The sequence below is a fragment of the Saccharibacillus alkalitolerans genome, from assembly GCF_011090185.1.
GTDB classification, from domain to species: Bacteria; Bacillota; Bacilli; order Paenibacillales; family Paenibacillaceae; genus Saccharibacillus; species Saccharibacillus alkalitolerans.
In genome coordinates this window covers 655864-668723 of record NZ_JAAFGS010000004.1, presented here as the reverse complement: position 1 = coordinate 668723, position 12860 = coordinate 655864, and the positions used below count along the sequence as shown (strand labels likewise).

Below are 12860 nucleotides of genomic sequence, written 5' to 3'. Positions count from 1 at the left end.
AGGAAACCATGCCAAATTTTTTGTTGAAACGCTGGTACGGTTACCGGACCATTTGGGCGTTTCTGCTGCTGCTTGCGCTCACGGCGTTCGTTACGGCGTATAACTGGCCGATCGGCCTGATCTCGCTGTGTCTGGTCTTCATCGTCATATTCCTCATGCTGCGGGCGGAGATCCGGTTCAGGCGCGACCTTGCCGAGTATACGTCCACGCTTTCCTACCGGGTGGGCGGCATCGAGGGCGAGATTACGGGCCGGCTGCCGTTCGGCCTCCTGCTCTACGATGCCGAACGCACCGTGGAGTGGCATAATCGGCAGGTGGGGCAGCTGCTTGGAATCGACACCGCCGTCGGCATGCCGCTTTCCGAACTGCTGCCGGGACTGCCTCCGCTGACCCGGGACAAGAAGGACGGATCGAAGGAACCGCTGAGCACGGTCCGGGCGGAAATCGAAGTCGGCGCGGAGACCTACGACGTTCATATTTATCCCGAGGAGCGGCTGATCTATATCCAAAAGATGACCGAGATGGCCGAACTGCGGGAAAGGTACGAAAAGGAAAGCCTGGCGCTGGGCATCGTCTTGTTCGACAACCTGGACGAAGCGTTTCAGGGGATGGACGACCAGCAGCGAGCGCTGACGATTGCCCGCGCGACCAGCCTTATCAACGGCTGGGCGAGGCAGTACGAAGTTTACCTGCGGCGTCTGTCCAGCGAGCGGTACATGATGCTGCTTAATCAAGCGTCGCTGGAAAAGCTCGAGAACAGCCGCTTCGTCATTCTTGACGAAGTCAGGGAAGCGACGAGCGACCTGAAAGTGCCGATGACGCTGAGCATCGGTCTGGCCAGCGGCAGCGAGAAGATCAGCGAACTGGGCGCGCTGGCGCAGTCGAGTCTTGATATGGCGCTGGGCCGCGGCGGCGATCAGGCTGCCGTCAAGGTAGGGCAGCGGCTGTCGTTTTACGGCGGACGTTCCAATGCCGTCGAGAAGCGAACCCGCGTCCGGGCCCGCGTCATCGCGCATGCGCTCCGGGACCTGATGAAGCGCAGCGATAGGGTGCTGATTATGGGACACCAAAATCCCGATATGGACGTCATCGGAGCGGCGGTCGGCATGCTCAAGGCCGCGGACCGGCTCGAAGTCGAAGCCCACATCGTGCTGAACGGCGATAATCCGTCCATCGCGAAGATGATGGAACGCATTCGTGCCGATGTAAGCCTGGCGGACTGCTTCATGACGTCGGAAGAAGCACTGTCGCTCATGACCGAGCGTACGCTGCTCATCGTGGTCGATACGCATAAGCATTCGCTGACGATCGAGCCGAAGCTCGTGCAGCGGGCGAAGCAGGTCGTCGTGATCGACCATCATCGCCGCAGCGAAGAGTTTATCAACGATGCGGTAATCGTCTATCTCGAACCTTACGCTTCGTCCACGAGCGAATTGGTGACGGAACTGCTGCAGTATATTCACGACAACATGACGCTCACGCCGCTCGAGGCGACGGCGCTGCTCGCGGGGATTACGGTGGATACGAAGCATTTTTCGCTGCATACCGGTTCGCGCACGTTCGAGGCGGCGGGATTCCTTCGCCGCAGCGGCGCGGACACGATTCTCGTTCAGCGTATGCTGAAAGAGGATTTGGGAGAGTACATCTCGAAAGCGGAAATTATCAAGAATGCCCGCGTCGTGATGGGCGGGGTGGCGATCGCCGTAGGCGAAGAAGGCCGCCAGTTTCCGCAGCTGCTGATCGCGCAGGCCGCCGATACGCTGCTCAACATGACGGACGTGAACGCGTCGTTCGTCATCGGCAGCCGTCCCGACGGACTGACCGCCATCAGCGCCCGCTCGTTCGGCAAGATCAACGTCCAGGTCGTGATGGAACGGCTGGGCGGCGGCGGGCATTTAACCAATGCGGCGGTGCAGCTCGACATTTCTCCGCAGGAAGCGGAACGGAAGCTGCTCGCCGTGCTTGAAGATATCGAAAAGGAAGAGGGGCTATTCGAATGAAAGTTATTTTTCTGAAAGACGTTAAAGGACAGGGCAAAAAGGGAGACATCAAGGAAGTATCGGAAGGTTACGCGCAGAACTTCCTGTTCAAAAACGGCGTGGCGAAACCGGCTACGCAGGGCAACGTGAAGACGCTGGAGAACCAGCATGCCGCGGAAGAAAAACGCAAAGAAGACGAGAAGCAGGAAGCGGTCGAACTGGGCAAAAAGCTGGAAGAAGTGACGGTGCAGATCAAAGCCAAATCCGGCGAAGGCGGCCGTCTGTTCGGCGCCATCACGAGCAAGCAGATCGCCGAAGCGCTGGCCAAGCAGGGCTACAAGATCGACAAGCGCAAGATCGAGCTGGAAGAGCCGATCCGTACGCTGGGCGTTACCCAGGTGCCGGTCAAGCTGCATAAGGACGTCAAGTCGACGCTCAAGGTTCAGGTAACGGAGGAATAAGATGAGCGAGGATCTCTTTTTCGACCGGATTCCGCCGCAAAATCTGGAAGCGGAGCAGGCCGTGCTGGGCGCGGTACTGCTTCAGGCCGAGGCACTCATTACAGTCATGGAAAAAATTACGGCCGACGATTTCTACGACAAGTCGCACCAGATGATATTCGAGGCCATGGTCCAACTCGGGGAAGAGAGTCAGCCGATCGATCTCGTGACGCTGACCTCGCTGCTCAAAGATAAAGGTCAGCTGGAAGATATCGGCGGGGTCAGCTATCTGGCCAAACTGGCGCATGCCGTCCCGACGGCCGCCAACGTCGAGTATTACGCGCAGATGATCGAGGAAAAAGCGATGCTGCGCCGGCTGATCCGCACGGCGACGCAGATCGTGAGCGAAGGCTACACCGGCGGCGAAGACGTCGGACTGATGCTGAGCGATGCGGAGCGGAAAATCCTCGAGATTTCCAACCGCCGTTCCAGCGGCGGCTTTATCGCGATCCGCGACGTGCTGATGGAAGTGTTCGATCGGGTCGAAATGCTGCATCAGAATGCGGGCGGCGGCGGAACGACGGGGATTCCGTCCGGCTTCGTCGATCTCGACGGCATGACGGCCGGATTCCAGCGGAACGACTTGATCATTCTGGCGGCCCGTCCTTCCGTAGGCAAAACCGCGTTCGCGCTGAACGTCGCGCAGAACGTCTCGGTTCGCGCGGGCGAGACCGTGGCCATTTTCAGTCTCGAAATGTCGGCGGCGCAGCTCGTTCAGCGGATGATCTGCGCCGAAGCCAACCTGGACGCCAGCGTCATGCGGACGGGAGAATTCAAGAACGACGAAGATTGGACCAAGCTGACGATGGGCATCGCCTCGCTGTCCGAAGCCGAAATCTACATCGACGACACGCCGGGCATTACGGTGGCGGACATTCGTTCCAAATGCCGGCGGCTGAAGAAGGAAAAAGGCCTCGGCATGATCGTCATCGACTATTTGCAGCTGATTCAAGGCCGCGGCAAAGCGGGCGAGAACCGGCAGCAGGAAGTCTCCGAAATTTCGCGTACGCTGAAGCAAATCGCGCGGGAACTGGAAGTGCCGGTTATCGCGCTGTCCCAGCTCAGCCGGGGCGTCGAGCAGCGTCAGGACAAGCGTCCGATGATGTCCGACCTTCGGGAATCGGGTTCGATCGAGCAGGATGCCGACATCGTGGCCTTCTTGTATCGCGACGATTACTACAACGCGGATACGGAAAAGAAAAACATCATCGAGATCATCATCGCCAAGCAGCGTAACGGTCCGGTGGGAACCGTGGAGCTGGTGTTCTTGAAGAACTTCAATAAGTTCGTCAATTACGAACGGGCTCATGACTCGTTTGCGGGGTAGCGGAGGAGAGAGGCCGCCGGGGAGATCCGGCGGCCTCCAGGCAGGGAAATAAAAAGGCGCCGGACATCGACATGTCCGGCGCCTTTTTTGACTTTTTAAGAAAAAGGCTTAAAGCCTGATGGGCTTTCTACATGCTCTTAACGCTGAGCAGGAAGACGTTGGTGTCCGGCATTGTCTTTCCGGCCCGGAATGCCGCTCTGCAGCAGCCACACATGGAAGAAGAATTCGAAGATGCCGACGACCAGGGCGATCACGAACATTTCGAAAAACGAAAGGTTCCAGCCCAGCATCGAGGAAGCGCCCCACAGCACCAGATACGTAAGAGCGGCATCGCCGATCGTGGCGGCGGTATTGCCGGCTGCGGGCAGGATCAGCATATCGCCCAGTACATAAGCGATCGCGCCGAGGATAACGGTAACGATCAGAGCGCTTACGAAATCCGCTTCTCCGAACCACATGGTCAATCCGATAACGACGACTGCGTTGGCCAGCATTTTGACTGCGAGTTTAGCCATTCTTTTCACCCCTTAAAAGTATTGTCGTGATGATGGTTATGGGAAGGCATGATGCCCCTAATTTAAACTCGCTTTCATCGACTCAAACCCTTTTCATGGAAATAAAATGTAAATAAAGTTGCTTTTAAGGTAAGAAAATGAAAAGAGAAAATCGGAACCGGGACAGTCCGCCGCTCTGCAGATCGCCGAAGAAGGCGCCAAGCCCCTTACCTTCCTTTTTCCCGAACATTTAATTCACATCAATCATTATTCGTTCGTTATTTATTTGACTTTGAAAAATGAGGCTGGTACACTATGAGTGCTGCGTTAAAGCAGCATAAGGAGCGCTTTTCGGCCGCCAGGGACTGTCCGGCAGACTCTCGGCATCCGGCAAAAGCCGTCTCCGCTCGTCCGTTAGCACGCTTCTCAGCTGGCCTTTCCATTGACGAAATTCCTGCCGGGATAGAGGACGGACGACCAATACAAAGGTGCAAAGGCACCCACGGAGGAATGTACAATGTCAACGGTAGTCGTAGTGGGAACGCAGTGGGGAGACGAAGGCAAAGGCAAGATTACGGACTATTTGGCGGAAGGCGCCGACGTCGTCGCTCGCTATCAGGGCGGCAACAACGCGGGCCATACCATTTTGATCGAGGAAAAAAAGTATAAATTGACGATGATTCCTTCGGGCATTTTCTATCAGGACAAAGCCTGCGTCATCGGCAACGGGATGGTCATCAACCCGAAAGCGCTGATCGAGGAAATCAACTACATTCACGATAACGGATTCACCACGAAAAACCTGTCCATCAGCGACCGGGCGCATATCATCATGCCTTACCACATGGTGTTGGACGCGCTGGAAGAAGAACGCAAAGGACCGAACAAGATCGGCACGACGGGCAAAGGGATCGGTCCGTGCTACATGGACAAAGCGGCCCGCATCGGCATCCGCATGGCGGACCTGATGGACGCCGAAGAGTTCGAACTGAAGCTGCGCCATCTGGTCAAAGAGAAAAATCATATGATCGAGCAGGTATACGGCGGCACTCCGGTCGACGCGGAAGAAATTCTGAAAAATTATCTGGAATATGCCGAAGCGCTTCGTCCTTACGTTTGCGACACGTCGGTCGTGCTCAACGAATACATCGATGAAGATAAAAAAGTGCTGTTCGAAGGGGCGCAGGGCGTCATGCTGGACATCGACCAGGGCACGTACCCGTTCGTCACTTCGTCCAACCCGTCCGCGGGCGGCGTCTGCATCGGATCGGGCGTCGGCCCGGCGCGCATCAACCAGGTCATCGGCGTCGCCAAGGCTTACACGACGCGCGTCGGCGACGGACCGTTCCCGACCGAACTGCATGACGAGATCGGCGACACGATCCGCGAAACGGGCCACGAATACGGCACCGTGACGGGCCGTCCGCGCCGCGTCGGCTGGTTCGATACGGTCGTCGTGCGCCACGCGAGACGCGTCAGCGGCATCACGGGATTGTCACTGAACTCGCTGGACGTGCTGACGGGCCTCGAGACGGTTAAGATCTGCACCGGTTACAAATTGAACGGCGAGATCATTACCCACTACCCGGCAAGCTTGAAAATGCTGGCGCAGTGCGAAGCGGTCTACGAGGAAATGCCGGGCTGGAGCGAAGACATCACCGGCGCCAAGACGCTGGACGATCTCCCGGAAACGACACGCAATTACGTGAACCGCGTCAGCGAACTGACCGGCATTCCGATCGCCATCTTCTCCGTCGGCCGCAACCGCGAGCAGACGAATCCGGTTCTGCCGATCTACGTCTAAGCCCAAGCAGGCTTGACCGCGGTCGCCGACCGTTCGGAAAAAGTTAGCGACACACACCCAAACCCGCGCCCGGCGCGGGTTTTTTGCCGTTTTGCAAAGTTGAATTGTTCGCTTGGGCTGTGGTAAAGTAAACAAAGGTTTTGAAAAGGTTAAAATTTTGACACTATTTCGTCTGCCAGGCAAAGGAGAAGATCATGGAAAGTTTGGACAACAAGGGCCAGGGCGAAGCTGCCGTTTCCGAGCAGTCGGAAATGCAGCAGGGAAGCAGGATCGTTTTGGCGGGAGGAAGACCGAAGAAGATTCGCCGCTGGGCAGCGGGGATCGTGGGCGGCGTCGTGATCGCGGGCGGGCTGACCTTCGGCGGATTCAAATACGTAGAAGAGCATACTTATCCTTACTATACGGTCTACTCCGGCGACACCGTTATCGGCACGATCGCCGACAAGAAGCAGCTCGACGAGCTGATCGCGAAGAAGAAGCGGGAGTTCGCGAAAAAGTATCCCGGCGCGGACATGAAGCTGTATACGGCGAACATCCGCGCGGAAGAAGCCGAAGGCTATAAAGCCGTCCCGGATACCGAGGCGACGCTGAGCAAGCTGGACGGAAGCATCAAGGCTTATGCTACCGGCGTTGAACTGGTCGTGGGCGGCAAAGTCGTCGGTATCGTCAAGGACGAAGCCACCGCCAAGAAGCTGGTGCGCAAAGCCGAGAAGTCCTATATCCAAAAAGGGACGCAGACCGCGGGCCGGGCGACGAAGAAGCTGGCGTCGACGGGCAGCGCCGCTTCGAAAGACGGTTCGACCGCGAAGCTGGACTCCATCAAGATCAACGAAAAGATCGCCTACAACGAGACCAAGACGTCGCCGACGCGAATTCTGACCGAGGAGGAAGCGTACAAGCTGCTGACGGTCGGGGAAGAAGATCCGGTTACCTACACCGTCGCCGAAGGCGATACGGTGAGCTCCATCGCGGCCAAATTCGGCATCACGCAGGACGAATTGTACGCGAACAACACGGACATCGAAGAATTCACGCTGCAGATCGGTCAGGTGCTGCGCATCACGCTGCCGGATCCGGCCATGACGGTCACCACGGTCGAGTCGGTCTCCGAGCTCATTCCGACCGCGCCGGAGATGGTCATCCGCCGCAATCCCGACCTTGCCGCGGGCAAGCGGATCGTCGCTTCGCCGGGCAAGAGCGGATCGAAGCGGGTCGACTACCGCCTGACGAAGGAAAACGGCGAGATCGTGCGCGAGGAATGGATCGGCCAGGAAGTGGTTCGCCGTTCCGCTCCGATCATTATCGTCAAAGGAACGAAAGTGATCGTGGAAGAGAAGCCGGTTGCCGAGGAAAAGGTTGAAGCGGATCCGGCGCAGAAGGGCGAGGAACGGTCCTCCGGCAGTTCGTCCGAATCCGAATCCCAATCCTCCGAATCGTCTTCATCGCCGAGCAAATCCGGCGACGATAATCAGGAAGAAGTCACTTCGAGCGGCAGCGGCTTCAGCTGGCCGGTCAGCGGCGCTTCGATCTCCAGCACGTTCGGCACCCGCTGGGGCAAGCTGCATGCCGGCGTCGACTTGACGGGACCGTCCACCATTATGGCCTCCGCGCCGGGAACGGTAACCTACGCCGGTCAAATGAACGGCTACGGCAACATCGTCATCATCAGCCACGGCGACGGGTTCGAGACGCGCTACGGCCATTTGAGCAGTATCGGCGTCAGCGTCGGCCAGTCCGTATCCCGCGGCCAGTCGATCGGCGTCATGGGCAATACCGGACATTCCACCGGCACGCATCTGCACTTCGAGATCCGTCAGGGAGGAACGCCTCAAAATCCGCTGTCCTACCTGCCTTAACAGGCATGAAGCGGTCGAAAACGAAAGGCTGCAGCCAAACCGGCAGCCGAAGCAGGAGCTATCCTTTTTTTTAAAGCGCCGCCGGCATCTTCCGGCGGCGCTTTTTCCCGTCGCCTATGATAAAATAAGGGGGATATCCCCCGGCGCGATCTAAAGAAACTCGGGGAGTCGAAGCAGGGGGGCTGAAAGGAATGCAGGGCAAAATCCTGGTTGTGGACGACGAACAGCCGATTGCGGATATATTGAAGTTCAATCTTGAAAAAGAAGGCTACGAAGTCACCTGCGCGTTCGACGGCATTCAAGCGGTGGAACTCGCGCTGAGCGAGCCGCCGGACCTGATTCTGCTCGATTTGATGCTGCCGGGCAAGGACGGGATGGACGTCTGCCGCGAAGTCCGGGCCAAGCTGGCGGTGCCGATCATCATGCTGACCGCCAAAGACGGCGAGATCGACAAAGTGCTGGGCCTGGAGCTCGGCGCGGACGACTACGTGACGAAGCCGTTCAGCACGCGCGAGCTGCTGGCCCGGGTCAAGGCTCAGATGCGGAGGCATCAGCCGGGCGCGGCGCTGCATCTCGGAAGCGGCGCGCAGGAGCAGCGGCGGCAGGGATTGACGGTGGAAGCTCTCTTTATCGATACGGATATGTACACGGTGTACAAAAACGGGGAGCCGCTCGACCTGACGCACCGCGAATACGAACTCGTTTACTATATGGCGAAAAACGCCGGCAAAGTCATGACCCGCGAACATCTGCTGCAGGCGGTATGGGGCTTCGAATATTTCGGCGACGTGCGGACGGTCGACGTGACCGTTCGGCGACTGCGCGAAAAAATCGAGGACGACCCGAGCAAGCCGGAATACATTCTGACCCGGCGCGGACTGGGCTACATGATGCGATCGAACAAGCCGGGAGGATTTTAGAGGATGCTGCGCAAAGCGCCGTTTTTCCGTTCGGTGCAGGCCAAGCTGATCATCGTCTACATGCTGCTGATCCTGATCGCCATGCAGCTGATCGGCGTCTACTTCGTGAGCGCGATGAAGACGTCGCTGACGAACAACTTTACGAACGATCTGAAGGAACAGGCCGAACTGCTGTCCGTGCTGGCGGGTCAGAACTGGAGCGGCAGCGGGGAAGCGGCGGAAGACAAGACGGCGAGCCTGCGCACGCTGGTCGACAACTTCTCCAGCATGAGCAGCGGCGAGATCCAGGTGCTCGACGTCAGCGGCCGGGTGCTGATCACCTCGCTGTCGTCGCATGCGGACCTCGTCAACAGCAAGAACACGCAGACGGTCGTCAGCCGCGCGCTTCAGGGCATCGACGATAACGAGGAATACATCGTCGACGAAGACAATCTGCGCAAAAAGGTCGTCGCCAAGCCGGTATTCAGCGGGGGCAAGATCGTCGGCGCGATCTATATCGTCGCTTCGATGCAGAGCCTGTACGACACAATGCAGCGCATCAACAGCATTTTCATCTCCGGCGTGCTGATCGCGCTCGGCCTGACGGCCGTGCTCGGCGTCATTCTGGCGCATACGGTCACGCAGCCGATCAAGGAGATGACCAAGCGGGCGACGGCGGTCGCGGAAGGACGTTTCCACGTGCGGATGCCGGTATTCGGCGACGACGAGATCGGCCAGCTCGGCGAGGCGTTCAACCATATGACGAGCCGGCTGCAGGGCGTGCTGTCTCTGAACGAAGAGGAGAAGGAGAAGCTGTCCTCCATCCTGACCAACATGAGCGACGGCGTGATCGCCGCCGACGAATCCGGTTCGGTCATTCTGGTCAACCGGGTCGCGAGCGCCATGCTCGGCATGCGGGAAGCGGAGATCATCGGCCGCAGCATCTCGAAGCTGCTGGACCTGCCGGAAGAAGACGAGGAGCTGAACGCGGCCGGACTGCGCAGCATCATTCTGGGCGGCAGCGGAGGGACGCCGGATTCGCCCGGCGGACCGGGCGGGCTGGGAGACCTGACGATCAAGGCGACGCTCAGCCCTATCCACCGCCGCGAAGGCGGGACGGAGGTCGGCGTCAGCGGCACCATCGCCGTGCTGCAGGACATTACCGAGCAGGAGCGGCTCGATACGCTGCGGCGCGAATTCGTGGCCAACGTCTCGCACGAGCTGCGCACGCCGCTCACGACGATCAAGAGCTACACCGAGGCGCTGGAGGACGGAGCGCTCGACGACCGCGCAGTGGCCGGCCGCTTCGTCGGCGTCATTCAGAACGAGACGGAACGGATGATCCGGCTCGTGACGGACCTGCTGCAGCTGTCGCGAATGGATTCCAAGGAAACGGCGGTACGCCGCAAAAAGACCGATCTGTTCGAGATGATCGAGGAGGTCGCCGAACGTTTCACTTTCCCGCTGCGGGATAAGGGAATCGGAATTTCGCTCAAGGCGCTGCCCAGCCTGGGGGCGGTCGACGTCGACCGCGACCAGATCGACCAAGTGCTGGACAATGTCGTATCCAACGCGATGAAGTACACGGCCGAAGGAGGCTTGGTAACGCTGGATGCCCGCCGTCTCGAGGACGGTAAGCGTTACGCGATCATCGTGTCCGATACCGGCATCGGTATTCCGAAGGAAGAACTGGGCCGAATCTTCGAGCGCTTCTACCGGGTCGACAAAGCGCGTTCGCGCGGCATGGGCGGCACCGGGCTCGGATTGGCCATCGCGCGCGAGATCGTGGAAGCGCACGGAGGCGAGATTGCCATCGAGTCGGAGTACGGGCAGGGAACGCGCGTGACGTTCACGCTTCCCGCCTATGCGGAAGGGGGCGGCGGCAAGTGAAAGAGCGATTCAAAACGGTGCTGCTCACGCTGCTTGTCGCCGCCAGCCTCGCGCAGAGCTATCTGCTGATCTATCGGCTGCCCGGTACGGGTTCGACGGCGGTGTCGTCGGCCGGTTATGTACGGACCGACGAGATGGGCGAGCAGCACAGCGTGGAAGACACGCTGTATCCCGATCGGATGATCATTCATATGGGCGAGGACCGGCATACGATTTTTTATCCGGACTCCGCTTTTTACAAGCTGATTTACGCGCGCGTTCAGGCGCGCGATTTCGCGGCCTTCCAGGTGCAGCCGGTATCCGGCGAGGACTGGGGGAAGATCGCGGCCGAAAATCCGGGCATCGAGCTCTCGTTCGGAACCGGCCTGCCGGTGCCGCTGCTGCAGAAAAAGATGCGGCTGTCGGCCGACGCGGCGTTCGAGACGGCGGATATCGACCGCATCTGGATTTATACCGGAAGCGGCGAAGAGAAGCCGCGCGCGTTCTTCTTCAGCTCGAACGGGAAGGACGTGTACGAAGCCAAGCAGCTGGACCTGACCGTGCAGGATGTCCTGCAGCATGTGGCGTTCGGGGAAGATTGGACGCCTTATACGCCGCTGAAAAAGCATACGCTGTACGTGCCGTCCAAGCCGATCGTGCTGGCGGAGGCGGTGCTGGAGACGGATGCTTTCACCAGCGACCAGATGCAGCGCAATCTGTTTGCCGATCCGGCCGTGACGCGCAATATTCACGAGCAGGACGGATCGGAGATCTATACCGACAGCAAGCGCAGCCTCCAGATCGAGGACGACGGACGCTGGATGACGTATACCGATCCGGCGGCCGTGCCGGCCGTTCGGGCGGATGCCACGGAGAGCGTGCTATCGGCGGTCGATTTCGTCAACCAGCACGGAGGCTGGAACGGCACCTACCGTGCCGAACTGCCGATCCGCGAGAAGAAATCGAATGCCGATTCGGACATCGGCGTTCGCTTTCAGCAGTATTACGGTTCCCTGCCGATTCTGGGCAGCGGCACCGTCCGCTACGGTTACATGAGTCTCATTCTTCAGCAGGGAACGGTCTCGTTCTACGAACGCTCGCTGCTGGAGACGCCGGAAGCGGCGCAGCCGGGGCCGCAGTATACGCTGTCCGGCGGCCAGGATCTGATCGACCGGATAACGAAAGTCGAAGAAGTGCACGGCCTGAAGGTAACGAATCTGTACCCGGCCTACACGCCGCGCATGAACGGCACTACGCTGCGGCTCGTGCCCGGCTGGGTGGCGGTGCTGTCGGACGATTCGGCCGTGACATTCAATTGACGGACCGCCGGGAAGCGGCGGCAGGGCGAAAGGAGGGGACGAAGCTTGGATTGGGGAAGAGCCAAAAACGTCTTGATCTATGCGTTTTTGCTGCTGAATCTCGTGCTGGGTTACCAGCTCTGGAACGATGTGCGCGAGCAGCAGGGCGCAAGCCTCGGCTTCGACTCGCTGAGCGAAAGCACGCAGCGCGCGATGGAAGAGAAGAACATCCAGGTGCTGACCTCCGTGCCCGCCGATACGCCGAGCCTGCCGAAAATTTCGTACCGGTATACGCATAAGACTCCGGACGGTCCCGTCCGGCTTGCCGCTCCGGCCGACAGCAAGCTGATCTTCGCTCCCGGCGATCTCGCGGCGGCGCTGCGGTCCGAAATTCCGGACATCGGGGATTACAGTTACGACGCGTTCGCCGCGGGAGGCAGCGGAGACGGATCGTTCACGCTGCACCCGCTGTTCGAAGATCAATGGCCGCTGTTTAACGCGAGCCTGGAACTTTTTTATACCGACCAAAAGATCACCGCCTATCTCGGAGCTCCCGTGGAAATTCAAGAAGCGGGAGCGGCGACGGAGGTGCTGCCGGCGCAGAAGGCGCTCGGCACGCTGGTCGAGAATTACCTGCCCGAAGGGGCGGTCGTCAAGGAAATCGTGCTCGGCTTCTACGGCCAGACATTCGATTCCGAGACGCAGGTGGCGGCGCCGGTCTGGCGCTTCACCGTCGAGAACGGCGATTCGTCCTCGTACAGCGTCTACTACGTGCAGGGCGCAAGCGGCGACGTTATCAGTCCCTGAAGCAGCAGGAGAGAAGGAGAACACAAA

General features: G+C 59.2%; 10 protein-coding genes. 9 read left to right on the top strand and 1 reads right to left on the bottom strand.

The genetic code is table 11. From position 1 onward, the window contains the following. The first annotated feature begins 8 nt into the window (after window positions 1–8). From GYN08_RS14795 to dnaB, 3 genes are read left to right on the top strand one after another with little or no spacing between them, the layout of a single operon-like run. A complete protein-coding gene (locus GYN08_RS14795; RefSeq protein WP_166275497.1) occupies window positions 9–2000 on the top strand; it encodes a DHH family phosphoesterase in 1992 nt (663 codons plus the stop codon). Then, on the top strand, window positions 1997–2440 hold the full coding sequence (gene rplI / locus GYN08_RS14790; protein ID WP_166275495.1) for a 50S ribosomal protein L9: 444 nt from the start codon (window positions 1997–1999) through the stop codon (window positions 2438–2440). The genes GYN08_RS14795 and rplI overlap by 4 nt, the downstream gene beginning before the upstream one ends. A 1-nt stretch (window position 2441) precedes the next feature. Beyond that, complete coding sequence (gene dnaB / locus GYN08_RS14785) at window positions 2442–3806, top strand: replicative DNA helicase (RefSeq protein WP_166275493.1); 1365 nt, start codon at window positions 2442–2444, stop codon at window positions 3804–3806. A 137-nt stretch (window positions 3807–3943) separates the two neighbouring features. Here dnaB and GYN08_RS14780 read toward each other — a convergent pair whose 3' ends face one another. Further along, window positions 3944–4321, bottom strand: coding sequence for a DUF2512 family protein (locus GYN08_RS14780; RefSeq protein ID WP_166275491.1), 378 nt, complete (start codon window positions 4319–4321; stop codon window positions 3944–3946). Between the two features lie 496 nt (window positions 4322–4817). Here GYN08_RS14780 and GYN08_RS14775 point away from each other — a divergent pair, with 496 nt between their 5' ends. From GYN08_RS14775 to yycI, 6 genes are all read left to right on the top strand, one after another. Next, window positions 4818–6104 carry an adenylosuccinate synthase gene (locus GYN08_RS14775; RefSeq protein ID WP_166275489.1) on the top strand — a complete coding sequence of 429 codons (1287 nt, stop codon included), beginning with the start codon at window positions 4818–4820 and terminating at the stop codon, window positions 6102–6104. Between the two features lie 194 nt (window positions 6105–6298). Continuing rightward, window positions 6299–7960, top strand: coding sequence for a M23 family metallopeptidase (locus GYN08_RS14770; RefSeq protein WP_166275487.1), 1662 nt, complete (start codon window positions 6299–6301; stop codon window positions 7958–7960). 191 nt (window positions 7961–8151) lie between these two features. Beyond that, the gene (yycF, locus tag GYN08_RS14765) at window positions 8152–8880 is read left to right on the top strand and encodes a response regulator YycF (protein ID WP_166275485.1); all 729 of its coding nucleotides are present in this window, start codon (window positions 8152–8154) and stop codon (window positions 8878–8880) included. Window positions 8881–8883: 3 nt separating this feature from the next. Further along, a complete protein-coding gene (walK, locus tag GYN08_RS14760) occupies window positions 8884–10749 on the top strand; it encodes a cell wall metabolism sensor histidine kinase WalK (protein WP_408015070.1) in 1866 nt (621 codons plus the stop codon). After that, window positions 10746–12047, top strand: a complete 1302-nt coding sequence (locus GYN08_RS14755; RefSeq protein WP_166275483.1) for a YycH family regulatory protein — start codon at window positions 10746–10748, stop codon at window positions 12045–12047. The genes walK and GYN08_RS14755 overlap by 4 nt, the downstream gene beginning before the upstream one ends. 45 nt (window positions 12048–12092) lie before the next feature. After that, a complete protein-coding gene (gene yycI / locus GYN08_RS14750) occupies window positions 12093–12833 on the top strand; it encodes a two-component system regulatory protein YycI (RefSeq protein WP_166275481.1) in 741 nt (246 codons plus the stop codon). Window positions 12834–12860: the final 27 nt, after the last annotated feature.